General features: G+C 68.1%; 16 protein-coding genes, 3 tRNA genes and 1 pseudogene. 9 read left to right on the top strand and 11 right to left on the bottom strand.

Annotation, left to right across the window (positions count from 1 at the left end; all coding sequences use genetic code 11):
• Positions 1 to 298: 298 nt before the first annotated feature.
• Together K3M35_RS00205 and K3M35_RS00210 are read left to right on the top strand one after the other, a co-directional pair.
• Positions 299 to 9,610 carry a type I polyketide synthase gene (locus tag K3M35_RS00205; RefSeq protein WP_220665840.1) on the top strand — a complete coding sequence of 3,104 codons (9,312 nt, stop codon included), beginning with the start codon at positions 299 to 301 and terminating at the stop codon, positions 9,608 to 9,610.
• A 14-nt stretch (positions 9,611 to 9,624) separates the two neighbouring features.
• Complete coding sequence (locus K3M35_RS00210; protein ID WP_006554757.1) at positions 9,625 to 10,032, top strand: holo-ACP synthase; 408 nt, start codon at positions 9,625 to 9,627, stop codon at positions 10,030 to 10,032.
• 10 nt (positions 10,033 to 10,042) lie between these two features.
• Here K3M35_RS00210 and K3M35_RS00215 read toward each other — a convergent pair whose 3' ends face one another.
• The 3 genes from K3M35_RS00215 to K3M35_RS00225 all read right to left on the bottom strand — a co-directional run bounded on the left by K3M35_RS00215 (position 10,043) and on the right by K3M35_RS00225 (position 12,652).
• Positions 10,043 to 10,843: a TetR family transcriptional regulator gene (locus tag K3M35_RS00215; RefSeq protein ID WP_006554758.1), complete on the bottom strand. Its 801-nt coding sequence runs from the start codon at positions 10,841 to 10,843 to the stop codon at positions 10,043 to 10,045.
• Between the two features lie 79 nt (positions 10,844 to 10,922).
• Positions 10,923 to 11,708 carry an ABC transporter permease gene (locus K3M35_RS00220; protein WP_019288998.1) on the bottom strand — a complete coding sequence of 262 codons (786 nt, stop codon included), beginning with the start codon at positions 11,706 to 11,708 and terminating at the stop codon, positions 10,923 to 10,925.
• Positions 11,705 to 12,652 (bottom strand): ATP-binding cassette domain-containing protein, encoded by a 948-nt coding sequence (locus K3M35_RS00225; RefSeq protein ID WP_217579925.1) that lies wholly within the window; start codon positions 12,650 to 12,652, stop codon positions 11,705 to 11,707. The genes K3M35_RS00220 and K3M35_RS00225 overlap by 4 nt, the downstream gene beginning before the upstream one ends.
• A gap of 88 nt (positions 12,653 to 12,740) precedes the next feature.
• On the opposite strand from K3M35_RS00225, the gene K3M35_RS00230 reads away from it, so the two are divergent.
• Both K3M35_RS00230 and K3M35_RS00235 read left to right on the top strand, forming a co-directional pair.
• On the top strand, positions 12,741 to 13,502 hold the full coding sequence (locus K3M35_RS00230; protein WP_217579924.1) for a TetR/AcrR family transcriptional regulator: 762 nt from the start codon (positions 12,741 to 12,743) through the stop codon (positions 13,500 to 13,502).
• The gene (locus tag K3M35_RS00235) at positions 13,499 to 14,869 is read left to right on the top strand and encodes a dipeptidase (protein WP_024100529.1); all 1,371 of its coding nucleotides are present in this window, start codon (positions 13,499 to 13,501) and stop codon (positions 14,867 to 14,869) included. Before K3M35_RS00230 ends, K3M35_RS00235 begins: the two co-directional genes overlap by 4 nt.
• Positions 14,870 to 14,893: 24 nt before the next feature.
• On the opposite strand, the gene bcp is transcribed toward K3M35_RS00235, so the two are convergent.
• Positions 14,894 to 15,367, bottom strand: a complete 474-nt coding sequence (gene bcp / locus K3M35_RS00240) for a thioredoxin-dependent thiol peroxidase (protein WP_217579923.1) — start codon at positions 15,365 to 15,367, stop codon at positions 14,894 to 14,896.
• Positions 15,368 to 15,456: 89 nt separating this feature from the next.
• On the opposite strand from bcp, the gene K3M35_RS00245 reads away from it, so the two are divergent.
• Positions 15,457 to 15,681, top strand: a complete 225-nt coding sequence (locus K3M35_RS00245) for a DUF3618 domain-containing protein (protein WP_006554762.1) — start codon at positions 15,457 to 15,459, stop codon at positions 15,679 to 15,681.
• A 119-nt stretch (positions 15,682 to 15,800) separates the two neighbouring features.
• Here K3M35_RS00245 and K3M35_RS00250 read toward each other — a convergent pair.
• A tRNA-Lys gene (locus K3M35_RS00250) sits at positions 15,801 to 15,873 on the bottom strand.
• 95 nt (positions 15,874 to 15,968) lie between these two features.
• Positions 15,969 to 16,041 (bottom strand) — tRNA-Lys (locus K3M35_RS00255).
• 257 nt (positions 16,042 to 16,298) lie between these two features.
• Here K3M35_RS00255 and K3M35_RS00260 point away from each other — a divergent pair.
• The 3 genes from K3M35_RS00260 (at position 16,299) to K3M35_RS26815 (ending at position 19,225) form a co-directional block, all read left to right on the top strand.
• Entirely contained in the window at positions 16,299 to 17,519 is a 1,221-nt protein-coding gene (locus K3M35_RS00260; RefSeq protein WP_211269804.1) for an Ig-like domain-containing protein, read from the top strand.
• A gap of 17 nt (positions 17,520 to 17,536) precedes the next feature.
• A complete protein-coding gene (locus tag K3M35_RS00265; protein WP_217579922.1) occupies positions 17,537 to 18,679 on the top strand; it encodes a lipase family protein in 1,143 nt (380 codons plus the stop codon).
• A 93-nt stretch (positions 18,680 to 18,772) separates the two neighbouring features.
• Complete coding sequence (locus K3M35_RS26815) at positions 18,773 to 19,225, top strand: HIT family protein (RefSeq protein WP_374107744.1); 453 nt, start codon at positions 18,773 to 18,775, stop codon at positions 19,223 to 19,225.
• A 963-nt stretch (positions 19,226 to 20,188) separates the two neighbouring features.
• On the opposite strand, the gene K3M35_RS00275 is transcribed toward K3M35_RS26815, so the two are convergent.
• Positions 20,189 to 22,855 carry an excinuclease ABC subunit UvrA gene (locus K3M35_RS00275; RefSeq protein ID WP_220665841.1) on the bottom strand — a complete coding sequence of 889 codons (2,667 nt, stop codon included), beginning with the start codon at positions 22,853 to 22,855 and terminating at the stop codon, positions 20,189 to 20,191.
• Positions 22,856 to 22,902: 47 nt separating this feature from the next.
• Here K3M35_RS00275 and K3M35_RS00280 point away from each other — a divergent pair, with 47 nt between their 5' ends.
• On the top strand, positions 22,903 to 23,160 hold the full coding sequence (locus K3M35_RS00280; protein ID WP_231780829.1) for a DUF488 family protein: 258 nt from the start codon (positions 22,903 to 22,905) through the stop codon (positions 23,158 to 23,160).
• A 40-nt stretch (positions 23,161 to 23,200) separates the two neighbouring features.
• Here K3M35_RS00280 and K3M35_RS00285 read toward each other — a convergent pair.
• The 4 genes and pseudogenes from K3M35_RS00285 to K3M35_RS00300 form a co-directional block, all read right to left on the bottom strand.
• Positions 23,201 to 23,977, bottom strand: a pseudogene (locus tag K3M35_RS00285) (hypothetical protein); the annotation flags it as partial.
• An 11-nt stretch (positions 23,978 to 23,988) separates the two neighbouring features.
• On the bottom strand, positions 23,989 to 24,456 hold the full coding sequence (locus K3M35_RS26820; RefSeq protein ID WP_374107749.1) for an MFS transporter: 468 nt from the start codon (positions 24,454 to 24,456) through the stop codon (positions 23,989 to 23,991).
• The gene (nhaA, locus tag K3M35_RS00295; protein ID WP_220665843.1) at positions 24,453 to 26,297 is read right to left on the bottom strand and encodes a Na+/H+ antiporter NhaA; all 1,845 of its coding nucleotides are present in this window, start codon (positions 26,295 to 26,297) and stop codon (positions 24,453 to 24,455) included. The genes K3M35_RS26820 and nhaA overlap by 4 nt, the downstream gene beginning before the upstream one ends.
• A gap of 140 nt (positions 26,298 to 26,437) precedes the next feature.
• A tRNA-His gene (locus K3M35_RS00300) sits at positions 26,438 to 26,513 on the bottom strand.
• Positions 26,514 to 26,578: the final 65 nt, after the last annotated feature.

The raw sequence follows: 26,578 nt of genomic DNA on the forward strand, positions 1-26,578 counted from the left end.
TAACGATTTGATAACGAAAAACGTGAGGGATTCCTCGGGTTCGTGGACGTCCACGCATCGGCGCAGCCAGGAGCGATTCGGGTTACCGACCAGTTACTTTCGAGGAAGCGTGTGAGCGAAATCACTGGTGGGAGAGGTGTCGAGCAAACTGCGCGAAACAAAACATGAGGAACCCCTCATGATTTTGTGCGAACCTGGGCGTGCCCGAACAGCGGACCACTAGTCCAGCAGCACACCGGCGCGCAGCGCTGACACACGAAGCCTCGACGCCGGGGTGTTCAGGAGAGGAACCACACGCGTGACGATCGACGAGACCACACCAGGCGACAACGGACGGAACTCGAAGGCATCACGACGCACCACCGATCGGTCCACGGCAGCCGCTCCGGCCCCTGCCCTGGTCGACAAGCTCCTCGCGGGTGAGCCCTACGCGCTCGCCTTCGGCGGCCAGGGTGCCCCCTGGCTCACCTCGCTCGAGGAGCTCAGCCGCGACAACGGACTCGAACCGGTCCTCACCGACCTGGTCAACCGCGCCACCGCGCACCTCGCCCCGGTCGCGGGCGACCTCGTCGTGGTCCGCCCGACGGGCTTCGACCCCGTCGCGTGGATCCTCGAGGCCGAACTCGTCGACGAGGACGACGCGCCCGCCGGCCCCTCCGAAGCAGCTCTCACCTCTGCCGCCGTGTCGCTGCCCGGCGTCTTCCTCACCCAGGTCGCCGCGCTGCGCGCGCTCGCGAACCAGGGCCTCGACGTCGACTCCGTCGCACCGAGCGCGGTTATCGGCCACTCGCAGGGCGTCCTCGCCGTCGAGTCCGTCGCCGCCGCCGGCCGCAAGGACGCCGAAATCCTCGCGATCGCCCAGCTCATCGGTGCCGCCGCGACCCTCGTCGGTCGCCGCCGCGGCCTGATCTCCGGCGCCGGCAAGTACCCGATGCTCGCCGTCGCCAACGTCGACCCCGAGCGCCTGCGCGCGATCGTCGCCGAGGTCTTCGAGGGCCAGGACCCCGAGCGCAGCGCCGTCGTCGCGATCCGCAACGCCCGTCGTCGCGTCGTGCTGTCGGGCCCGCCCGCCGCTCTCGAGCGCGTGCAGCAACGCTGCGAGCAGATCTCCGCCGCGGAGACCCGTGAGCGCGAGGCCAAGAAGCGCGGTGGCGCCGTGTTCTCCCCGACCTTCGAGCCCGTCGCGGCCGAGGTCGGCTTCCATCACCCCGCCTTCGCGGATGCCGTGGAGCAGGTCGCCGACTGGGCCGCCCGCTGCGAGCTCGACTCCGAGCTCGCGCGCAGCCTGGCGCAGGCCATCCTCGTCGCCCCGATCGACTGGGTCGAGCAGGTCGACTCCGCCCTCGCGTCCGGTGCCTCGTGGATCCTCGACCTCGGTCCGGGCGAGCTCCTCACCCGCATGACCAGCTCGGGCCTGCGCGGTCAGGGCGTCGGCATCATCGCCGCCGCGACCCGCGGCGGTCAGCGCAACCTCCTCACCCCGGGCGCCGAGCCCGAGGTTCCGCGTGCCTGGTCGGAGTTCGCTCCGAAGCCGGTCGCGCTGCCCGACGGCCGCATCGCCGTCGAGACGGCCTTCACCCGCCTGACGGGCCGCTCGCCGATCCTGCTCGCGGGCATGACCCCCACGACCGTCGATCCGAAGATCGTCGCCGCGGCCGCGAACGCCGGTCACTGGGCCGAGCTCGCCGGCGGCGGTCAGGTCACCGAGCAGATCTTCGCCGACCACGTCGCCGAGCTCACCGAGCTGCTCGAGCCGGGCCGCGCCGTCCAGTTCAACTCGATGTTCCTGGACCCCTACCTGTGGAAGCTGCACGTGGGCGGCAAGCGCCTCGTACCCAAGGCCCGCGCGGCCGGTGCGCCCTTCGACGGTGTCGTCGTCACCGCCGGTATCCCGGAGCTCGACGAGGCCGTGCAGATCATCTCCGACCTGCGTGAGGCCGGCATCGAGCACGTCGCCTTCAAGCCGGGCACGGTGGCGCAGATCCGTTCGGTGATCCGTATCGCCAACGAGGTCCCGGACTATCCGGTCATCGCCCACATCGAGGGCGGCCGCGCCGGTGGTCACCATTCGTGGGAGGACCTCGACGATCTGCTCCTCGACACCTACGCCGAGCTGCGCACGCGCCCGAACTTGGTGCTGTGCGTCGGCGGTGGGATCGGCACGCCGGAGAAGGCTGCCGAGTACCTGACCGGTCGCTGGTCGACCGTCTACGGTTTCCCGGCGATGCCGCTCGACGGCATCCTCGTCGGTACCGCCGCGATGGCGACCCTCGAGGCCACCACGGCTCCCGAGGTCAAGCAGCTGCTCGTCGACACCCCCGGCACTCCCGACTGGGTTGCCGCCGGCACCGCGACCGGCGGTATGGCCTCCGGTCGCAGCCAGCTCGGCGCCGACATCCACGAGATCGACAACGCCGCTTCGCGCACGGGCCGCCTCCTCGACGAGGTCGCCGGTGATGCCGACGCCGTGGCCGCGCGCCGAGCCGAGATCGTCGATGCGCTGAACGGAACGGCGAAGCCGTACTTCGGCGACCTCGACACCATGACCTACCTGCAGTGGCTCGAGCGCTACCTCGAGCTGGCGGTCGGCGCGGACAACGGTGCCGAGTTCGACTGCGGCACCGATCTGGCGGACGTCCTCGCCGAGGCGCACACCAGCCCGTGGCTGGACGTGTCGTGGCGTGAGCGTTTCCGCGACATGCTGCAGCGCGCCGAGGCCCGCCTGCATCCCGTCTGCCGGGGCCCGATCCCGACGTTGTTCGACGACGACGCGGTGCTCGAGCGCCCGTACGCCGCGATCAAGTCGCTGCTCGCGCAGTATCCCGACGCGGGTGACGTCGTGCTGCATCCCGCCGACGTGCCGTTCTTCGTGTCGCTGTGCCGCACCCCCGGCAAGCCCGTCAACTTCGTTCCGGTCGTCGACCAGGACGTGCGTCGCTGGTGGCGTTCGGATTCGCTGTGGCAGGCCCACGATCCGCGTTACTCCGCCGACCAGGTGTGCGTGATCCCCGGCACCGTCGCCGTTGCCGGCATCACCCGTGTCGACGAGCCGGTCGGTGAACTCCTCGACCGTTTCGAGAAGGCCACGGCCGACGAGCTCGTCGCCGAGGGCGCGGAGCCGGTGGAGCTCGCCGCGCGTCGTCACCGCGACATCGCGCCGGGTCTGCTCGACGCCGTGCTGTCCTCGCCGGACGTCTCGTGGGCGGGTCGCCAGACCCGCAACCCGATCCACCGTCTCGGTGATCTGGACGAGTGGACCGTCGAGTCGGAGACCGCTGCTTCGCACGCCCCGACGGGTGCGACCCTGACGATCCTCGACGACGAGCACGTCGGCCTGCGGGTTCCGCTGGTGCGCGACAAGGCCGTCGAGATCCGCCTGACCGTGCCCGCCTCGGTCGTCTCCGGTGGCGCGCCTGTCGTCACCGAGGCCGACGCCGATGCGTCGATGTCCGCTCTGCTCGGTGTCGCCGCCGGTCAGGAACTGCCCGAGGTCAGGAAGGGCGCTGCCCGTATCACTCTCGGCTGGCTGCCGGAGAAGATCGCCGACCACGCCGGTGTCACCGGTTCGGGTCTGCCCGCCACCCTGACGCCGAGCGGCAATGGTGTGCCCGATGTGCTCGTGGGTGCCTGCTGGCCGGCCGTCTTCGCCGCGCTGGGCGCCGCCCGCACCGAGACCGACCTGTCGGTCATCGAGGGCATGCTCGACCTGGTCCACCTGGACCACGCGATCGACGTCAAGAACGGTCTGCCGACCGATCCCGCCTTCCTGGGCGTCAAGGCCGAGGTCACCGGTGTCTCCGACACCGACCTGGGTCGCGTCGTCGAGGTCGACGTGGTCATCACCGCCGACAGCGGTGACGGCTCGGGCGACCGGGTGGTCGCCACCCTGGCCGAGCGGTTCGCGATCCGCGGCCGCACCGGCACCGCCGATCTCGCCGATCCGGTTCGCGCCGGTGGCGCTCTCACCGAGGCCGTCACCGACACGCCGCGTCGTCGCCGCCGCGATGCCGTGATCGTCGCGCCGACCGACATGAGCGCCTTCGCGAAGGTCTCCGGCGACCACAACCCGATCCACACCTCCGACAACGCCGCGCTGCTCGCTGGTCTCGGAAGCCCGATCGTCCACGGCATGTGGCTGTCGGCTGCGGCGCAGCAGGTCGTCACCGCGATTGAGCAGGACGCGAAGCTGCCGGTCCGTCGCCTGACGGCATGGACCACTCGCTTCCTGGGCATGGTCCGTCCGGGTGCGAAGATCGACGTGCGCGTCGACCGCATCGCCACCGACGGTGGTGCCGAGGTCGTCGAGGTCGGCTGCCGCGTCGACGGTGATCTGGTGATGGTCGCGACCGGCCGTATCGCCGCGCCGAAGACCGTCTACGCGTTCCCGGGCCAGGGCATCCAGCGTCCCGGCATGGGCCTCGACGCCCGTGCCCGCTCGAAGGCCGCCCGCGAGATCTGGGAGCGCGCCGACAAGCACACCCGCGAGGCGCTCGGCTTCTCGATCCTGGCCGTGGTCCGCGACAACCCGACGGTCCTCAAGGCCCGCGGTGTCACCCACAAGCACCCCGACGGCGTGCTGCACCTGACCCAGTTCACGCAGGTCGCGATGGCGACCCTCGGTGTCGCGCAGATCGCCGAGCTCGAGGAGGCCGGTGCGTTCGTCGACGACGCCTTCCTGGCCGGTCACTCGGTGGGCGAGTACAACGCGCTCGCCGCGGTCGCCGGTGTGCTGCCGCTCGAGGCCGTCCTCGAGGTGGTCTTCCAGCGTGGCTCCGCGATGCACGCTCTCGTGCCGCGCGACGAGCACGGCCGCTCGAACTACCGCATGGCCGCGATCCGGCCGTCGCAGTTCGGTGTGGACGATGCGGACCTGCAGGCCTTCGTCGCCGGTGTCGCCGAGGAGACCGGGGAATTCCTGGAGATCGTCAACCTCAACCTGCGCGGATCGCAGTACGCGATCGCCGGTACGGTCGCCGGCCTCGAAGCCCTCGAGTCCGTGATCGAGCGCAAGGTCGCCGAGTTCGGTGGCAAGCGCGCGTTCATCCTCGTCCCGGGCATCGATGTGCCTTTCCACTCGACCGTGCTGCGCGGCGGTGTCGACGACTTCCGTGAACGTCTGCTCGCCCTGCTGCCGCAGGAGATCGACCCGAACATCCTCATCGGCCGGTACATCCCGAACCTCGTGCCCAAGCCGTTCAACCTGGGTCGCGAGTTCATCCAGGAGATCGCCGACCTGGTGCCGTCGCAGCCGCTCGCCGACGTCCTCGCGGATTTCGACAGCTGGTCGGCCAAGCCGGTCGAGCTCACCCGCGTGGTGCTCGCCGAGTTGCTGGCCTGGCAGTTCGCGTCGCCGGTGCGCTGGATCGAGACCCAGGATCTGCTGTTCGCCGACGAGACCGACGGTGGTCTCGGTGTCGAGCGGTTCGTCGAGGTAGGCCTCGGTGGCGCGCCCACCGTCGCGAACCTCGCGTCGCAGACGCTGAAGCTGCCCGGTCGTTTCGGTCAGCCCGTCGAGGTGCTCAACATCGAGCGCGAGGCGTCGATCGTGTACTCGACCGACACCGATCCCGCTCCGGTCGAGGACGACGAGCCGGTCGCACCGGCTGCCGAGTCCGCTCCCGCCGCTGCTGCGGCCCCGACACCCGCCGCGGCTCCCGCTGCGCCGGCCGGTGGCCCGACCCCGGACGACATCGCGTTCAAGGCCGCCGACGCCACCAAGGTGCTCATCGCCCTGTGGACGAAGCTGCGCCCGGATCAGATCGGCCCCGCCGACACGATCGAGGCGCTGTGCGACGGCGTGTCCTCGCGTCGCAACCAGCTGCTCGTCGACCTCGGTTCCGAGCTCTCGCTCGGCGCGATCGACGGTGCCGCCGACGCCGACATGGGTGCCCTCGCCGGCACGGTCGACCGTCTCGCCCGCACCTACCGCCCCTTCGGCCCGGTGCTGTCGGACTCGATCAACGATCACCTGCGCAAGGTGTTCGGTCCGTCGGGCAAGCGTCCCGCCTACGTCGCCGACCGCGTCGCCAAGGTGTGGGGTCTGGGCGAGGGCTGGGCGTCGCACGTCACCGCCGAAGCTGCTCTCGGCAGCCGCGACGGTTCGTCCGTCCGCGGCGGCGACCTGGGGGGCCTGACCGATGGTGCCCTCGCGGATGCCGCTTCGGTCGACAAGCTGATCGACGCCGCCGTGCAGTCGGTGGCCTCGCGTCGCGGAATCGCCGTGTCGATGCCGTCCGCCAGTGGCGGCGGGGGAGCGACGGTCGACGCCGCTGCCCTCGGCGAGTTCGCCGAGCAGATCACCGGCCGCGACGGGGTTCTCGCCAGTGCCGCACGTCTCGTGCTCGAGCAGCTCGGCCACACCGAGCAGGTCTCGGGCCTGGCCGACAAGGCCGACGACGAACTCGTCGACCTGGTCTCCGCGGAGCTCGGCTCCGACTGGCCGCGTCTGGTCGCTCCGGCCTTCGACGAGCGCAAGGCCGTCCTGATCGACGACCGCTGGGCCACCGCCCGTGAGGACCTGGCCCGCGTCTGGCTCGGGGAAGGGGCGAGCGGAGCGACGGGGGATTCGAACAGCTTCGACGTCGAACGCTTCATCGGTGCGGGTCGGACCGTGGCTGCGCACGCCGAGTTCTGGGGCCGCAAGGCCACCGAGGCCGGCCGTACGGAGCTCGCGCAGACCTACGCGGCGATCGCCGAGACCGCCGTCGTCACCGAGGGTGCCGAGTACGCGGACGAGGTCGCCGTGGTCACCGGCGCCAGCAAGGGCGGTATCGGCGCAGCCGTCGCCGCGAAGCTGCTCGCCGGCGGTGCGACGGTCGTCGTCACCACGTCCTCGCTGAACGACAGCCGCCTGGGCTTCTACAAGGAGCTGTACGCACGCAACGCTCGTGCCGGCGCCGCGCTGTGGGTGGTTCCCGCGAACATGGCGTCCTACAGCGACGTCGACGCCCTGATCGAGTGGATCGGCACCGAGACCGTCGAGGTCGCCGGTGGTGCGAAGAAGCTCATCAAGGACGCGCTCACCCCGACGCTGCTCTTCCCGTTCGCCGCGCCGCGCGTGGCGGGCTCGCTCGCCGACGCCGGTGCGCGGGCCGAGATGGAGATGCGGGTGCTGCTGTGGTCGGTCGAGCGACTGATCGCCGGACTGTCGAAGATCGGGTACGACCGCGACGTCGACACCCACCTGCACGTCGTGCTGCCCGGTTCGCCGAACCGCGGCAAGTTCGGTGGCGACGGTGCCTACGGTGAGGCCAAGGCCGCACTCGACGCGGTCATCAACCGCTGGAGCGCCGAGCGCACCTGGGCCGAGCGCGTCACCCTCGCCCACGCCCTCATCGGCTGGGTGCGCGGCACGGGCCTGATGGGCGGCAACGACCCGCTGGTCGAGGCTGTCGAGGCTGCCGGTGTCCGCACCTGGTCGACGGACGAGATGGCCGACGAGCTGCTGAAGCTGGTCGGACCGGAGGCCACGCGTCTCGCTGCCGAGGCTCCGCTCGTCGCGGACCTGACCGGTGGACTGTCCGAGGTGGACGTCGACCTGCCGGCGCTCGCGAAGCAGGCGCAGGAGGCGGCCGACGCCGTCGAGGCCGACGAGGACGGCACCGCGACCATCGCGGCGCTGCCCGAGCCTCCGCGCGCCGAGGAGCTGCCGACCCCCGAGTGGGGCACGGTCACCGCCGACCTCGCCGACACGGTCGTCATCGTCGGTGCCGGCGAGCTCGGCCCCTACGGCTCCGCTCGCACCCGCTTCGAGATGGAGGTCGACGAGGAACTGTCGGCCGCCGGTGTGCTCGAGCTGGCGTGGGTCACGGGCCTGATCGGCTGGGAGAACGATCCCAAGCCGGGCTTCTACGACACCGAGACCGGTGAGCTGGTGCCCGAGGCGGAGATTGCCGACCGCTACCACGACGCGGTGGTCGAGCGTTGCGGCATCCGCCGCTACGGCGACGACGGTGCGATGATCGACAACACGGCTCCGCTGCTGACCTCGGTCTTCCTCGACAAGGACCTGTCCTTCGTCGTCGGTTCCGAGGCCGAGGCCCGCGCGTTTGTCGACTCCGATCCGGAGAACACGGTCGCGTCGGTCGACGCCGAGTCGGGCGACTGGACGGTCACCCGCAAGGCAGGCACCGAGATCCGCGTGCCGCGCAAGGCGAAGCTGACCCGCACGGTCGGTGGCCAGATCCCGACCGGCTTCGACGTCACCAAGTGGGGCATCCCCGCCGACATGGCGGACTCGGTGGACCGGGTGGGTCTGTGGAACATCGTCACCACGGTCGATGCCTTCCTCACCGGTGGCTTCACCCCGTCCGAGCTGCTGCGCTGGGTACACCCGTCGATGGTCGCCAACACGCAGGGCACCGGCATGGGTGGCATGTCCTCGATGCGGTCGCTGTACATCGACACGCTGCTCGGCGAGTCGCGGGCGAACGACATCCTGCAGGAGGCCCTGCCGAACGTCATCGCCGCGCACGTCGTCCAGTCGTACGTCGGTGGCTACGGCGCGATGGTGCACCCGGTCGCGGCGTGCGCCACGGCTGCGGTCTCCGTCGAGGAGGGCGTGGACAAGATCAAGCTCGGCAAGGCCGATCTGGTCGTCGCCGGTGGTTTCGACGATCTCGGTATCGAGGGCATCGTCGGCTTCGGTGACATGTCCGCGACCGCCAAGTCGGAGGACATGCAGGCCAAGGGCATCAGCGATCGTCGCTTCTCCCGCGCCAACGACCGTCGTCGCGGTGGATTCGTCGAGTCGGCCGGTGGCGGCACGATCCTGCTCGCCCGCGGCGATGTCGCGCTCGAGATGGGCCTGCCGGTGCTCGGTGTGGTCGCCTGGGCCGGATCGTTCGCCGACGGTGTGCACACCTCGATCCCGGCGCCCGGCATCGGTGCGCTCGGTGCGGGTCGCGGTGGACGCGAGTCGGGTCTCGCGAAGGAACTGCGCAAGCTCGGTCTCACGGCCGACGACATCGCGGTGATCTCCAAGCACGACACCTCGACCGCCGCGAACGACCCGAACGAGGCCGAGCTGCACGAGCGTCTGGCCGGTGCGCTGGGCCGCAGCGAGGGCAACCCGATGTTCGTGGTCTCGCAGAAGTCGCTGACCGGTCACGCCAAGGGTGGCGCCGCCGCCTTCCAGCTGATCGGCCTGTGCCAGGTCCTCGCGCAGGGTGTGGTTCCGCCGAACCGCAGCCTCGACTGTGTCGACGAGAAGATGGCGGAGTTCGAGCACCTGGTGTGGCCGCGCACGCCGATCCGGTTCGGCGAGCAGCTCCCGCTCAAGGCGGGTCTGCTCACGAGCCTCGGCTTCGGGCACGTGTCGGGTCTGATCGCGGTGGTCCATCCGCAGGCGTTCGTCGAGGCGATCCCGGCGGAGCGCCGGGAGGTCTACCTGGCGAAGGCGGCCGAGCGCACCGTCGCCGGCAAGCGTCGCCTGGTGGACGCGATGACCGGTGGAGCGTCGCTCTACCAGCGGCCCGCGGATCGTCGTCTCGGTGACGATCACGTGCTGGCTTCGGCCACGCGTCAGCTCGAGGCGGACATGCTGCTCTCGCCGGAGGCTCGCCTCGGTGAGGACGACGTGTACCGCTCCGGTCTGCCCGGCTGCAAGTAGGCACGGGTCTCGGGATGGGAGTTGCGGGTGTCGGGTTCGACCTCGTGTCGGTGCCGGAGTTCGCGGAACAGCTGGGTCGGACGGGAACGACGATGCTGGCGAACTTCACACCGGGTGAGCGTCGCGACGCGAACACCCGCAGCTCCGATCCCGCCCGGCACTTCGCCGCCCGGTGGGCGGCGAAGGAGGCGGTGATCAAGGCGTGGTCGGCGTCGCTGTTCGGCAGCCCACCGGTGCTACCGGAGACGATCCATCAGCAGATCGAAGTGGTCTCGGACGCGTGGGGTCGCCCGAGCATCCGGCTGCACCGGCAGGTCGCCGAGAAGCTGACCGGCGTCCGGATCCATGTGTCGTTGACCCACGACGGTGACATGGCCGGCGCGTTCGTCGTCCTCGACGAGGTCGACGGCCGGCGTACGTAGATGTGGGGACTCAGGCCGAGGGAGCGCTGGCTTCCTCGGCCTGATCCGTTTCGGTGTCCTGCCGGCCGGCCTGTCCGCGTGCGGATTCCTCGCGTTCCTCGCGGCGTTGGCGTCGCTTGGCCTGAGCGCGTGAGTCCTGTTCGGCGATCTGCAGGTAGGCGACCATGATGCGCTTGAGTTCGACGACGGCGTCGGCGTGGGTCTGGTCGTCCTGCACCGAGAAGTTGAGCATCGAGTACACGATGTGGACGAGCACCTCGGCCATGAGCTTCCGGCGCGGTCGCGGGGTGTCCGGGGTGAGCGGTGCCAGCATCCGCGCGACCTGCTCGGCGAACTCGCGTTCGTGGATGGCGCCGGTGGCCCGGGTGGACGGGGTGGACTGCATCGCGAGCCACACCTCGCGGCGGGACGGATCGGTGGTCCACAGTCCGGCGAGGTGGTCGACGAAGCTGTTGAGGAAGCGCAACCAGTCGACGGACGGGATCTTGCCGTTGAACTGGGCGAGTTCGCTCTGGACGCCGACGAGGTCCTGCCGGTTGAGCTCGCACACGATCACGTACTTGTTGGCGAAGAACTGGTAGAGCGTGCCGATGGGGACGTCGGCGCGGGACGCGACCTCCTCACAGGTGAACGACTCGAAGCCGACCTCGGTGAGCAGTTCACGCGAGGCGGCCAACAGGGCGTCGAACTTGCGGCGGCTCCGTTCCTGGGTGGGCCGCCGACGCGGCACGAGCTCCTGGGGCTCGGCCTGAACCTCGAGCGCCGGATCGATCCGGCGCGGGGCGCGGCGGCCGTTCGTTGCTGACTCCACGCGCCCAGGCTAGCCGGACGTCCGTGCTTTCCCGAATACTTGTTGTGAGTCAGAGTGTCACAAACCGGGCAGCCACAGGTCAGCGTGCGGTCCGCTGTCGGAACAGTGCTGTGGCGGCGACCAGGCCGATTGCGGTGAACGCCGCGCACCACCCGATCGCGACGATCGCGGACGACCCGATCCCGGTGCCGGTGAGCAGTCCCCGGACGGTCTCGATCACCGGGGTGACCGGCTGGTGTTCGGCGAAACCGCGCAGCCATCCGGGCATCGTCTCGGGCGGGACGAACGCGCTGCTCACGTAGGGGAGGAAGAGCAGGAGGAAGGTGAACCCGCTCGCGGCCTCGTCATTGCCCGCGAGCATCCCGAGCGCGGCCGAGACGGCGGAGATCGCCAGGACGAACAACGCGATGACACCGGTGGCGGCCACCCATTCGACGAGGTGGGCGTCGGGCCGGAATCCCATGAGTGCGGCCACCACGAACACCACGACGGTGCTGGCGAGATTGCGGACCAGACTCGCGACGACGTGCGCGGTGAGCACGGCGGAGCGGGCGATGGGCATGGACCTGAACCGGTCGACGATGCCGCGGTGCATGTCGGAGGCGACCGCGACGGCCGTCTGTGCCGCCCCGAAGGACGCCGACAACAGCACGATGCCGGGCACGACGTAGTTGAGATAGTCGGTGCCGGTGTCGATCGCGCCACCGAAGACGTAGACGAACAACACGAGCAGCAGGACCGGCAGTGCGAGACCCATCAGCAGCGCGTCGGGGCTGCGGAGCATCCGCCGCAGGTTCCTGCCGGTCACGGCGGCGTGGTCGCGCGCGGCGAAGCGGAGCGGGGTGGGGTGCGCGAGGAGTGTCATCGGACGACCTTTGTTTCGTCGGTGGAGCCGGTGAGGGTGAGGAAGACGTCGTCGAGGGTGGGGGAGTGCAGCCCGAACTTCTCGACGGGGACCGCCTCGGCGGCGAGGCGGTCGAGCAGGGCGGCGACGTGGGGCAGATCGCCCTTGGTGTGGACCTGCAGTGTCAGTGCTGCCCGGTCGATCTCGCCGTCGAGCACCGACGCGGCATGGGTGAGGTCGGCGTCGGTGGAGAAGCGCAGTTCGAGATAGCCGCCGCGCACAAGCGACTTGAGTTCGTCGGGTGTGCCCTCGGCGACGATCCGCCCGTCGTCGAGGACGGCGATGCGGTCGGCGAGTCGGTCGGCCTCCTCGAGGTATTGGGTGGTCAGGAAGATGGTGACGCCGTCGTCGGCGAGTTCGCGGATCGCCTCCCACATCACGAGGCGGCTGCGCGGGTCGAGCCCGGTCGTGGGTTCGTCGAGGAACAACACCTGCGGGGACGCGACGAGACTCATGGCGATGTCGAGGCGTCGCATCGTGCCGCCGGAGTACGTGCCGGCGCGCCGGTCGGCGACGTGCGCGAAGTCGAAACGTTCGATCAGGTCACGGACGCGACCGGGAATCGCGGCCGACGGCAGGTGCGCGAGGCGCGCTGCGAGACGGAGGTTCTCCGTGCCGGTGAGGACGTCGTCGATCGCGGCGTACTGGCCGGTGAGTGCGATGTTCTCGCGCACGGCGTGGGCGCGGCCGGGGAGGGGCAGGCCGGCCACGGTGACGGTGCCCGCGTCGGGGCGCAACAGGGTGGTCAGGATGCGGACGGTGGTGGACTTGCCGGCGCCGTTCGCGCCGAGCAGTGCGAAGACGGATCCGGTGTCGACCCGGAGGTCGACGCCGTCGAGAACGGTGGTCGGGCCGAACGACTTGCGTAGGTCCCGGACGTCGATGGCGGGAACGGAACGAGTCATGACATCTCACTAACTGTGTATGCAATATACCGATGTGTATAGCGTACGCAGTTTTAGGATGGCGGAAAGACCCGAAATCTGGAGGAGCATGAGCAGTCCCGAGCCCGACGATCCGCTGCCGCAGAGTGTGCAGCTGGCATGGGGATTGAGCGATACCGGCACCCGGGGCCCGCGACGGGGACTCACGCTCGAACAAGTCCTCGATGCGGCGATCGAGGTGGCGGGCGCCGAAGGGCTCGAAGCGCTCTCGATGAGCCGGGTGGCCAAGCAACTGGGTTTCACCACCATGTCGCTGTACCGCTACGTGAGCAACAAGGACCAGCTCGTCGAACTCGCGTGGGACCGCGCCATCGGGTCGCCCCCCGAGCTACCGGTCGGATGCGACTGGCGGGAACGGCTCGAGGCATGGGCGATGGCCGAGTACCGGAGTCTGCGCGCGCACAAGTGGCTGACGCAGTACCCGATCCGCACGGCGCCGTACTATCCCAACAACCTGCTCTGGCTCGACGCGGGACTCGGCGCGCTGTCCGCCACCCCACTCGACGAACCTGCGAAGGTGCAGGTGGTGATGATGATCTCGCTCTACGCCATCGGTCGCGCACGCTTCTCGTGGGAACTCGGAACCGATGTCGCGGACGACCCGTCCGACACCCCGGCGATGCTGCGGCGCATCCTCGATCCCGAGAAGTACCCCTCGGTGCTGGCGGCGGTCGAGGGCGGCGCGTTCGACCCCGACGGGAGCGACGCCGACGACGAGGCAGTATGGCACGAGCAGGACTTCCGTTTCGGTCTCGAACGATTGCTGGACGGAATCGACGTACTCATCCGACGTGCGGAGGACGGATCATGACAGCGACAGACACCGACGCGACGCAGCGCATCCGCGAGCGGATCCGGGAGGCGATGCCGGCTGCGCGCGACGATCTCGCGCGGCTCGTCGCGTTCCGTTCCGTCGCGGATCCGCGCCAGTTCCCGGTGGAGGAATGCGTCGGTGCAGCGAACTGGGTGCGGGATGCCTTCACCGAGGCGGGAATCGAGAGCGTCGAGACGATCGAAACCGCCGACGGCTCACTCGCCGTACTCGGACATACGCCCGCCCCCGACGGCGCCCCGACGGTTCTGCTCTACAGCCACTACGACGTTCAGCCGCCCGGCGACGAATCACTCTGGCGCAGCGAGCCCTTCACGCTCACCGAACGGGACGGCCGCTGGTACGGCCGCGGCGCCGCCGACTGCAAGGGCAACGTCGTTATGCACCTGCTCGCACTGCGGGCGCTGTGTGCGGACGGCCCACTGCCCGTCGGTGTCCGCATCGTCGTCGAGGGCTCGGAGGAGATGGGCGGCGCCGGCCTCGACCACCTCGTCGCCGAACGACCCGAGATGTTCGACGCCGATCTCATCGTCATCGGCGACAGCGGCAACGCCGAGGTGGGCCGGCCCACCCTCACCACGACGCTGCGGGGCATCGCGAACGTCGACGTCCACATCGAGACGCTGAAGGGCGAGATCCACTCCGGGATGTACGGGGGAGCGGCCCCCGACGCGCTGGCCGCGCTGATCCATCTGCTCGGCACCCTGCGCGACGAGCACGGCAACACCGTCGTCGACGGACTGGACTGCACCGCGACCTGGGACGGTGTGCCCTATCCCGAAGACCGTTTCCGCGCCGACGCGGGCGTGCTCGACGGTGTCTCGCTCCCCACCTCCGGAACCGTCGCCGACGCGGTGTGGGCGCGACCGGCACTGACCGTCCTCGGGATCGACGCTCCGCCGATGGTCGGATCGGCCGCCGCGGTCGTGCCACGCGCGTCCGCACGCCTGAACCTGCGCGTGCCGCCCGGCATCGACGCCCGCACCGCCCAGGACGCGCTCGTTGCCCATCTCGAGGCCCACGTGCCGTGGGGAGCGCATCTGCGCATCGACCGCGACGTCCTCGGCGAACCCTTCCGGGCGGCGACGGACGGTCCGGGTTACGCCGCACTGCGCGCGGCGCTCGAGGCCGCCTACGGCCGGGAGGTCGGGACCGCCGGGCAGGGCGGATCGATCCCGCTGTGCACCGCGCTGCACCGCGCCGTGCCGCGGGCCGAGATCGCCCTGATCGGCGTCGAGGAACCGCGCTGCGTCATCCACGCGCCGAACGAGAGCGTCGACCCCACCGAGATCGAGAATCTCGCCGTAGCCGAGGCGCTGCTGCTGACCTCGCTGGCGCCGCGGTAACGCTGCCGGCCGGGCACCCGGGCGTCAGACGGACAGGTCGCGGCGCAGCTTCGCCACGTGCCCGGTCGCGCGGACGTTGTACTGCGCGACCTCGATCTTCCCGTCCTCGTCGACGAGGAAGGTCGAGCGGATGACGCCGGTGACGGTCTTGCCGTACATCTTCTTCTCGCCGAAGGCACCCCATGCCTGGAGGGTGATCTTCTCGGGATCCGACAGCAGCGGGAAGGTCAGCTGTTCGGCGTCGCGGAACTTCGCGAGCTTGGCAGGCGTGTCGGGCGAGATGCCGATCACCTCGAGGCCCGCCTCGTTCAGCTCGGCGAGACTGTCGCGGAAGTCGCACGCCTGCTTCGTGCATCCCGGGGTGCTCGCGGCGGGGTAGAAGTACACGATGACCTTGCGTCCGCGATAATCCGACAGCGACACCTCGTTGCCGTCGGCATCGGGAAGGGTGAAATCGGGTGCGGGATCACCGGGGGCGAGTCTGCTGTTCTCGGTCATGGAGGCGACAGTAGTGGACCGTGCAGCCATTCCCGGCGCGCGTCCATTACCGTGGTCGCAGCACACTGCAGCGACCTTCTGGAGGACACGTGGCTAGGGACACCGAGGACATCGAGCGGGAGATCGAGAAGGCCCGCAATCAGCTCGCGAGCACACTCGACGAACTGAGCGTCCGCGCCAACCCGAAGAATCTGGTGGCAAGCACGAAGCAGACCATCCTCGCGAAGGTGAACCAGCCGCAGGTGAAGAAGTACGCGGCGATCGCGGCCGGCACGGTCGTCGGATTGCTGGTACTGCGCAGAATCCTGCGCTGATCCCCGGCTGCACACAGGAACACCCACGCGGACCCGGCGTGGGTGTTCCTCGTTCCGGGGCCGAACCGCCGCGAACGACGAAGGCCGGACACCGTTTCCGGTGTCCGGCCTTCGTGTTGTGCGCCATCAGGGACTCGAACCCCGAACCCGCTGATTAAGAGTCAGCTGCTCTGCCAATTGAGCTAATGGCGCTTGACGATGTGTCTCCCGGTCGTCGCCGGGCGACGCGGAGGACGGTGTCACCGCCAGAACGAAGGCCGGACACTGGGTGTCCGGCCTTCGTGTTGTGCGCCATCAGGGACTCGAACCCCGAACCCGCTGATTAAGAGTCAGCTGCTCTGCCAATTGAGCTAATGGCGCTTGACGATGTATTCCCGGGATGCCGTCCCAGCAACGAGAAGAACATTACACACCGTCGCGCGACGCGCCAAATCGGCTGGTCAGAATGTTTCTGTAAGGTTGTGGAGGTAACGGATCGGACGGTCGGAGCGATTGTCATTCGAACGTTACCGACGTACGGGGGAGTCGCGTCGGGTCGGCCGCAAGAGAAGCTGGCATCATCGTGTTCGGTGTTGTGACGTGCGTTTTCGGTGCCTTGGGGGAGGCGGGATCGGAGTATGGAAGTGACGGAGTCGAGTGCGGGGAACCCCCGGGGGCGTCGGGTACGGGGAATCCTCGGAGTGGTCGTCGTCGGCGTTGTTGCGTTCGTCACGGGATGCGCCGGCGGTTCGGGAACGGGCGCCGAAGAAGTGCCCATCGATTCCAATCCCGTGGCGGCGCTGATCAAGCCGACGGTGTCGTCGAGTGTCGCCGACGGATCGGTCGGCTTCTCGCCGATCGACCCGGTGACGGTCTCGGTGGTCAACGGCAAGCTCGACTCGGTGACCCTGCTCAACCCTGCAGGGGAGCCGGTGCAGGGCGAACTCGCCGACGACGGACTCACCTGGGTGAACACCGCACCGCTCGGCTACAACCGCTCCTACACGCTCGAGGCCGTCGCGTACGGACTCGGCGGCGCGACCACGTCGACGGCGGCCTTCACCACCTCGTCGCCGGCCAATCTCACCCAGCCCTACGTGTTGCCCGGTGAGGGTTCGATCGTGGGTATCGGCCAGCCGATCGCCGTGCAGTTCGACGAGAACATCCCGGATCGGCTCGCGGCCGAGGCGGCCATCACCGTCACCACGAACCCGCCCGTCGAGGGCGCCTTCTACTGGGTCAACAACCGCGAGGTGCGGTGGCGGCCGGAGAACTACTGGGTGCCCGGCACCGCCATCACCGTCGATGTGAACGTCTACGGCAAGGATCTCGGCGACGGCCTCTTCGGTCAGTCCGACGTCCACTCGTCCTTCACCATCGGCGATGCGGTGGTCATCACGGCGGACGACGCGACCAAGCAGGTCACTGTCACGCGCAACGGCGTCGACGTCATCGCGATGCCGACCTCCTTCGGCAAGGACTCCACGCCCACGCCCAACGGCGTCTACATCATCGGCGACCGGTTCGAGTCCATGATCATGGACTCGTCCACCTACGGCGTCCCCTCCGACTCGGCGCAGGGTTACCGCACGCCGGTCGAGTGGGCGACGCGGATGTCCTACAGCGGCATCTTCTTCCACTCCGCCCCGTGGTCGCTCGGCGACCAGGGTGTGCGCAACGTCAGTCACGGCTGCCTGAACCTCAGCCCCGCCAACGCCAAGTGGATCTTCGACAACACCAAGCGCGGCGACATCGTCGTGGTCCGCAACACCGTGGGCGGCACTCTCCCCGGAACGGACGGACTCGGTGACTGGAACATCCCGTGGTCGACATGGAAAGCCGGCAACGCTGCGGCGTGACGGGTGAAGGGGGATCGATGGCCGTTCGGGGGAGATGGTGGAGCGCTGCCTTCTGCTGTGCCGTGCTGCTCGCGGCGCTGACACCGGCAGGGGCGGCGGCCTCGCCGGTCGCGTCGTCCGCTCCGGCACCGGGTTCGGTGGTCTCGCAACAGCCGCTGCCCGACGAACTGTCGGTGCCCGGTGCCGCGACGGCCATCAAGCTCGAGTACGCCACCGAGTGGCGGTCGGGGGAGCCGACCGTCGCCACGGGCGCGTTGTTCCTGCCCGGGGGGGATGCCCCCGAGGGTGGCTGGCCCGTCATCGCGTGGGCACACGGCACGACCGGTGTGGGCGACGACTGCGCGCTCACGACCCGCACGCCGCGTTCCGATCTCGAGCGGACCTATCTGCAACACTGGCTCGATTCCGGGTACGCGGTCGTCTCGGCCGACTTCCCGGGTCTGGGCTCCGAGGGTCTCCACCGTTATCTCGACGGCCCCAGCGCCGCGAACAGCATCGTCGACATCGTCCGGGCCGCCCGCGACGGTGGGGCGCCGCTGTCGGAGCGCTGGATCGTGATGGGGCAGTCGCAGGGAGGACACGCGGCGCTGCACACCGCTGCGATCGCGACCTCCCGCGCTCCCGAACTCGACTTCCGCGGAACGGTCGCGACGGGTGCTCCGGCGAACCTCGAACGGGCCTTCACGATCGGCGTCCCGGGCTTCCCTGATCCTGGACTGTGGGGCCTCGTCAGCTTCAGCGGGTACATCTTCGCTGGGCTGCGCGACGCCTACCCCGAGGCCGACGTCGAGGGCTACCTGACCCCGATCGGCCGTGAGGTCGTCGATCGCGCCGAAGAGCTCTGCTACGACGATCTCGAGGAGTCGGTGCGCGACATCCCGGTCGGGGATCTGCTCGCGCGCCCGCTGGCCGAGGGTCCGATGCCGTCGCTGCTGGCCGATTATCTCGCCGCCCCGGTGGACGGCTACGACCGGTCGGTCTTCCTCGCGCACGGCATCCACGACGTGATGGTCCCGTTGCCGCTGTCCGCGGCGCTCGCCGCCGATATGAAGGTCGCAGGGGCGGACGTCGACTACCGCGTCTATATGGCCGGGCACTACACGACGGTGGAGCGCTCCCGGGCCGACGTCGACGCTTTCGTGACGCGCTCGTTCGAATAGACCGGCCTGCGCGTGAGGAACCGCTGTGCGTGAGGATTCTTCCGGGAACGAGAAAACCCCCGATCGGAAATCCGATCGGGGGTTCTCTTCGGGGTGCCTCGCATCCACGTTCCCGACATCTGGACGCTTGACCGAAGCACTGCGGAACAGCTCGCTGACGCAACAACCCGGCTCGCCGCAGCGGTCAAACGTGCAGTCAATCCGGACGGGCTCAATGTCATCCAGTCCAACGGCAGTGCGGCGAGCCAGACCGTCTTCCACCTGCACATTCATCTTGTGCCTCGCTGGGAAGGCGACCCCATCGGACACATCTGGCCGCCCGAAAGCAACTACAGCGAGAAGGAGAAGGACGACGCGTGGGAAGCGCTGAGAGTCGAGTGTCGGAAGGCGAGCAACAGTAGAGCACGTCGAGCGCACCCTCTGAAGAAGATCGGCGGAAGCACCTCGACTTCATCCAGGCAGTCGTCACTCGCATGTCCGCTGCGTCATCAAGCGCGAAGGGGTGGCTGCTGCCAGTTGCGACGGCCACCTATGGGTTCGCGCTGATCCAGCACTCCCGGGCGGTAGCTCTGCTCGTACTCGCCGCGGTCGTGCTCTTCATGTTCCTCGACGCCAACTACTTGCGACAAGAACGCGCCTATCGGCGCCTGTACGACACAGTTGCACGGGGCACGCGGGCCGTCCCGCAGTTCTCACTCGACCCATCATAAGCTGACGATCCGATACCGGCGTCGGCCGGATGGCGTGAGCGAGTCAACACTGTTGTTGGCCGATGGGTACCGACCTGGAGCGTTTGGTCTTCGTGGTCGATTCTGCCCTTCTACGGCGCGCTCTTGCTGATGGGAGTTGGCATCTTTATCCGCGCAGTCCTCTCCTAGCTGCGGCCCAACCGGGGCCGACCGTGTACCTCGTCGGTAAGTGAAACGCCGAGAGGAACCGACGATGGCCAGCTTGAGTGATGTCGCGAGCGACGAGCGCACCGCGAGGATGGTGCTGTCCATGCTGGTCGAGCCCAATGACCCGGTGACAGGTCGCATCCTGTCCAGGCTGGGAGCAGTCGAGACGCTTTGGCTCGCTGAGCGTGACGGGGCGGTGGTGGGGCTGAGCCCCGTGGACGCGCAGGTCTGGCGCGACCACCTCAGCGTGCCAGACGCGAAGGAGCTCGCCGCACGTATCGACCAGGTGCAGCAATCGGGGGTTCGAGCACTGATCCCAGGCGATAGCGATTATGGCCCGTCTGCCGATGCAGCTGTCCGAACTCAACGGACGCGGTGCGGGACGATAGGCCCCCGACCGGGTCGGCGAGGTGGCGTCGATCGGAGTGCCCTTCTGGGTTGGGCGCGCTGCCGACGACTAAGCGTGGCCGTTCGACGTGCAGGTAGAGATGGCCAGTCGGCTCGGCACCGAAGTCGTCGTCGCGCCATCTGCCGCGCATGTCCCCACCGTCGAGGCGCCTCGGGAGTTCGTCGACAGCTTGCGCCTGCTGAGCATCATGCTCGAGGGAGAAGGTTATGCCCCTGACGTCAGCGTCGCGGCCTCGGCGAGGGCGGCGGCGAGATACGGTGCTGAAGCGCTGTTTCTCGACGCGGCGACCTCTGCTGGCGTTCCGGACGCGACCACTGTGCCGCCGTTGTCACCGGCTCCCGGCCCGAGATCGATAACGTAGTCGGCTGCGCCGACCACTCGCATGTCGAGTTCCACCATCACGACCGTGTTGCCCGCATCGACGAGAGTCTGAAGGTGGGTAACTAGACGGTCTGCGTCGGCACAGTGCAATCCGGAGGTCGGCTCATCGAGCACGTACAGAGTGTCGCCGCGCTGCGCTCGTTGCAGTTCGGTGGCCAGCTTCACACGCTGCGCCTCCCCACCGGAGAGCTCTGTGGCCGGCTGTCCCAAGCGCAGATAACCGAGCCCGACATCGACCAGCGAGGTGAGGGAGCGCATCACGTCGTACTCGCCGGCGAAGAACTCGTGAGCCTCTTCGACGCTCATCGCGAGGATTTCCGCGATGTTGCGCCCTCGCCAGGTGATCTCCAGGGTGCTCGATTGATAGCGGGTGCCATGGCAGTCGGGACACACGGTGTAGACCGAGGGCAGGAAGAGCAGCTCGACCATCACCGAGCCTTCACCCTCACAGGTCGGGCAACGGCCGCCTGCGACATTGAAGGAGAACCGACCGGGCTTGTATCCGCGTGTCCGAGCTTCCAGCGTCTCGGCGAACCGGCGCCGCACATGATCGAAGAGTCCTGTGTAGGTCGCGACGTTGGAGCGGGGCGTGCGGCCGATGGGTTTCTGGTCGATGCTCACCACACGCCGGACGGTCGTGAGATCGCCCTCGACCGACCCTCCGAGTTCATCGGACTCGTCAGTGAGGAGCAGGGCGTCGGGCTCAGCGCTTTCCTCCTCGACGCGAGGGGCGTCTCCTTGCCTGGCGCCGATGAGGGCAGGCAGGACTTGACTGACAAGGCTGGACTTCCCCGACCCTGACACGCCAGTGACAGCCGTGAGCGTTCCGAGCGGTAGCGCCACAGATACGTCCCGCAGGTTGTTGCGGGTGACGTGCTCCAGCTGCAACCAGTCGTTTGCGGCACGGGGCTGGTGCGGTGGAAGGCCGCTGCCCCCGAAGATGTATCCGCGCGTCACCGACTCGTCGACCTCCGCGAGCCCGTCCGTGGGTCCGCTGTAGATCACGCGCCCGCCGCGTTCCCCGGCTCCGGGGCCGATGTCGACCAGCCAGTCCGCGTGCCGCATGACGTCGACGGAATGCTCCACGACGAAGAGGCTGTTGCCGCGCTGCTTCAGCCCGTCGAGGATACCCAGCAGCGCGGTGACGTCGTGCGGATGGAGACCGGCTGACGGTTCGTCGAGGACGTAGACAACACCGAACAGTTCCGACGTGAGCTGCGTGGCGAGTCGAAGTCGTTGTAGCTCCCCTCCGGACAGTGTCGGCGTAGTGCGACCTAGCGAGAGGTAACCGAGTCCGAGATCGATGATGGGGCGCAGGCGGTCCAGCAATTCTGCGCCCAGGCGGGCTGCCGCGGCGCGCTTCTCGACAGACTGATTCGGTGTGCGACGGACATCCGGCGCAGCGGAGTGCGCGGAGCCGCCAGCAGCAACGCGCTGCTCGACGGCTTCACGTCTAGTCGCGACGTCTACCACGGCGCCGGAGGTCTCGCCCTCGCGGTCAGACTCGGCGACGACGGACTCGAGGAGCTCAGCCAATTCACGCAGTGGCAAGGCTGAGAAGTCCGCGATATCGAGTCCTTCGAACGTCACCGTCAGTGCTTCGGGTTTGAGCCGCTTCCCATGGCACACCGGGCAGACCGCCGCGCTCATGAACTGGGCTACGCGGCGCTTCATCGACGCGCTCTTCGTGTTCGCGAAAGTGTCGAGCACGTACCGCCGCGCGCCGACGAAGGTGCCCGAGTAGCTCGGTTCGATTCCTGCTCGGATTGCCCGGCGCGCCTCGGCGAGTGTGAGTCGAGAGTGGACGGGAACGAAGGGGGTCTCGTCGGTATAGAGGATCCAGTCCCGATCCTTCTTCGGCAGATCCTTCCACGGTACGTCGACGTCGTAGCCGAGCGCGACGAGCACGTCCCGCAACTGGTGGCCGTGCCAGGCGGTCGGCCACGATGCGATGGCGTGCTCCCGGATGGTGAGTGAGGGATCGGGCACCATCCGCTCCTCGGTCACCGCGTACACTCTGCCGATGCCGTGGCACTCGGGGCACGCGCCCTGCACGGTGTTCGCGGAGAAGTCCTCGGCGTAGAGCATCGGCTGACCGTCTGGGTATTCACCGGCTCGCGAATAGAGCATCCGAACCACACTCGACAGCGTGGTGATGCTGCCTACAGAGGAGCGCGCGCTGCGCCCTCCGCGCTGCTGCTGCAAGGCGACTGCGGGCGGCATCCCGGTGATGGAGTCGACGTCGGGGACACCCGCCTGGTCGATCAGTCGCCGCGCGTACGGGGCAACTGACTCCAAGTAGCGCCGCTGCGACTCCGCGTACAACGTGCCGAAAGCCAAGGAGGACTTCCCGGATCCGGACACGCCCGTGAACACAACCATCGCGTCACGCGGAACCGTGAGATCGACGTCCTTGAGGTTGTGTTCGCGGGCACCACGCACCCGGACATCGGGCTGGACGTGGGTGGACACTGAGGAAAGGTGATCCATTTCGGAACTGTACCAAGCGGGTCTCGTGGTAAGCAGGTTCATCGACCGTGGGAGGCAAGACGATGCGGCTGTTTACCATCGGGTTCACGAAGAAGAAGGCGCGCGAGTTCTTCGGTCTGCTCTCCGACAGCGGCGCGACGGCTCTTGTTGACATACGGCTGCGGAACCGTTCGCAGCTCGCAGGATTCGCGAAGCGAGACGACCTCGAGTTCTTCCTCAGTGAGATTTGCGACATGCATTATCGGCAGGAGTTGCTCCTCACCCCGACAGAGCAAGCGCTACGTGACTACCAGCATCTCTTGTAACAGGTGGTGGCGTCGTCCTCACCCGTCGGATGCGGACGGGTTAGGCTCCGGCTTCAGTCTCGTCGGGAGCGAGAGCGAGCACACGGGACGGCAGCGCGCGACGTAGCCACGGAAGCAGTACGAGCGCCCCCGCAGGCCCCAATGCGAGTAGCGCCCACGGCAACCAACCCGACAACGCGAAAGCCGACATCAGAAGAGGCGCGGTGAGGCTGGCGACGCTGAATGAGTACTGGAACGCAGCGAGGTAGCGTCCAGCCTGTTCCGGTGGGGCGGCCTCACTCGCGGCCGCGTTCATCCTCGTGCCGAGCACGACCGTGCCGACTCCGAAGATCAGCGCCGATCCGAACAGGGCCACCGCAAGCCACGCTGAAGGAACCGCGTAGACGGCCGCCATTGAGGCGATCCACGCCAAGAGCAGCACTGCTCCGAGCCGCACAGCGAATGCCCGAGAACGTGAGCTCGTCAGCGCCACCGCGACTCCTGTGAGGGTGCTCGACAGCATGGCCAGGCCGGCGTTTGCGAGGCTCGGCAACCATGCCGGCGCGCCGAGTTGTTCGACAGCGATCACCGGAAAGGCAACCGGGAAGAACTCCATCACCAGGGTGATGAGAAAGCCCAGAAGGATGAGCCCGAGAAACGGGCGGTTCCGTAGCACTCCTGGTGCGGCGGACGTAGCCTTCACCGAGCGAGATGGCGTGTGCGGCGGCATCCGCATCGTGACCACAAGTATGGCTGCCATCGTCGACGTGACGAGTTTGACCGCCAGCAGCCAAGGCAACATGGCGGGGTCCCAGGCCAGCAGCACGGCACCGAGGAGCGCGCCAGCACCTAGCCAGCCGAACGCACCATCTCAACGCGAGCGAACTGCGCATCGTGAGACCCGTCGCTGGGACGCAATGCTGTCAGGAAGGCGTATAGCGATCCGTAGTGCAGCTGCATCCCGGCGGCGCAGATCGCGCTCCCGGCAATCGCCCCGGGCCAACCGGGTACGAGTAGGTAGACGAGCATCGCGATGGCTCGGAGCAACTGTCCGGTGCCGATCACCCTGCGAGGGCCAACTCGGTCGACCAGCGTCCCGGCGAGCACGGGGAACAGCAGTCCGACGCCTGCCCCGATGCCCAATGCGAGGCCCGCGTCCGTAACCGAGAATCCGCGAACTTGGATGAGGAAGAGTGCCGCAACGGGGAGGTACATTCCCGCGCCAGCGCTGTCGAGGGCGACGAGCGCCCTGCCATCGGGTGTTCTTGTTCGCTCGGGCAGGTGTATCGACGCGCCCCGCGACGCCTGACGACTCAGGAGCGCACTTCCTGGGTTCGTGTGCCTCGGCGGCTGGCTTCGAGGGCTGAGGTGAGCGTTCGAGCGTCGTAGCTACCCAGCAACCGTCGGCCGTCTACGAAGAACGTCGGGGTGGCGTGCGCCCCGCTTGCATCGGCGCTTTCGAGATCCCGCTCCACACGGGCACGTACGGCGGCACTATCGAGGTCAGCCGTGAACTGGGCGACATCCAGGCCCAGCTCTTCGGCGTAGCGGATCAGATCTTCGCGCTCGAGCGCATCTTGCCGCGTGAAGACGAAGTCCAGCCACGGCCAGAACATCCCCTGATTCGATGCCGCCTCCGACGCTCGTGCGGCTATGGGGCCGTGAGGGTGATGTGGCAGATGGCGAACGACATACCGGAGATCGTCCCCGAACCGGCTGCGAAGGTCCTCCCAGGAACCCGTTGCGTGCGCGCAATAGGGGCATTCGAAGTCGATGTACTCGACGAGCGTGAGCTGGGCGTCCTCTGGTCCGCGGATGTGGTCGACTTCAGGATCAACGGGTGGTGTGAGCACCATCGGCAGATCTGCCGTCTCCTCTCCCCAGCGTTTCGCAGCAACCCGGAAAATCAGCCAACCAAGCGCGGTAGCGAGCATCATCGCGACCAACACGCCGACGGTCGCTTGCCGACCCAGGTCGGGCGTCGAGCCGAACGCGAGGCCGATCACCAGGAGCGACACGGTGAACCCGATCCCCGAAAGCGCCGCGCCGCCAAACACGCTGCCCATCCCGACACCCTCGGGAAGCCGACCGGCTCCAAGCTTCACAGCGACGAAGGTGGCGAGACCGATGCCGAGAAGTTTGCCGAGCACGAGACCCACGATGACTCCCCACGTCACGGAGGACTGGAAGGAATCGACGAGCACGCCGCCGCGCAGGTCGACGCCAGCGTTCGCGAGCGCGAAGATCGGGACGATGACGAGCGCGGTCGGCATGCGCAAGACCTCGTGCATGCGTTCATTTACCGAGATACCTCGCGCCAAGCCTCGATCGACTGCGCGGGCCGATGCCGCGCTCGGCGACTGCCAGAAGTCGCGGAACAGCTGACGAGCCGCGACCACCTTGTGCCGACGCGTCGGGTAGGCGGGGATAAGGAGTCCTGCGACCATGCCCGCGAGGGAGGCGTGGACTCCGGAATCAACGGTCGCGAACCAGAGCACAATGACAATCAGCACGTACGGTGTGGCGCTCCATTGCCGCGAACGACCCAGAAGCCACAACCCGGCGAGGCAGGCAACTGCGATCAGCAGCGGAACGAGCCGGATCTCGTCGCTGTAGAAAATGCCGATGATGGAGACGGCGAGGAAGTCATCGACGACGGTGAGGGTGAGTAGGAACACCCGCAACTGGCCGGAGAGTTTCGGGCCGACGAGCGCGAGGGCACCCAACAGGAACGCGGTGTCGGTACCGACCACCGCGCCCCATCCACCGAGCCCGTCGCCGCCCGCGGCGGCCACGATCAGGATGTAGAAAACTGCGGGCAGTGCCACGCCAGCGACGCCAGCGATCAACGCGAGACGCGCGCGGCTGGCGTCTCGGAGCGACCCATGCGCGAATTCCTGTCGCACCTCGAGGCCAACGACGAAGAAGAAGACCACCATGAGGCCGTCGTTGATCCAGTGGTGCAGGTTCATGTGCAGTCCGAACCCGCCGACATCGAACCCGATCTCGACATCCCACAGCCCGAAATAGGCCTCGGAGAGTGGCGAGTTCGCCCAGAGCAAGGCGACCGCTGCGACGACGACCAAGAGCACAGCCGAACCCGACTCCGTGCGAATCGTTCGCCAACTAGTGTGCCGTTCCACCTGCCCACTCGTCATGCGGGAAGTATATCGGGACCCAAGGGCAGCGCCCGGCGGCGAGACTTGTCGACCGTGGGCCGCCGAGGCAAAGAAGATGGGCCAGGGGCGAACCGCGACCAAGGGCGGACCCTTGGTCGCAAGTTCACACCTGACCCGTTTGGGGTGAGTGACGGGACTCGAACCCGCGACAGCCAGGATCACAACCTGGTGCTCTACCAACTGAACTACACTCACCATTGCATTCGCCGGCAACCTTTCGGTGGCTTGCGCCTGCGGTACAGATACTAGCCTGACGAAGA

It is taken from the genome of Rhodococcus sp. DMU2021, assembly GCF_019641445.1.
GTDB lineage: Bacteria > Actinomycetota > Actinomycetes > Mycobacteriales > Mycobacteriaceae > Rhodococcus > Rhodococcus pyridinivorans.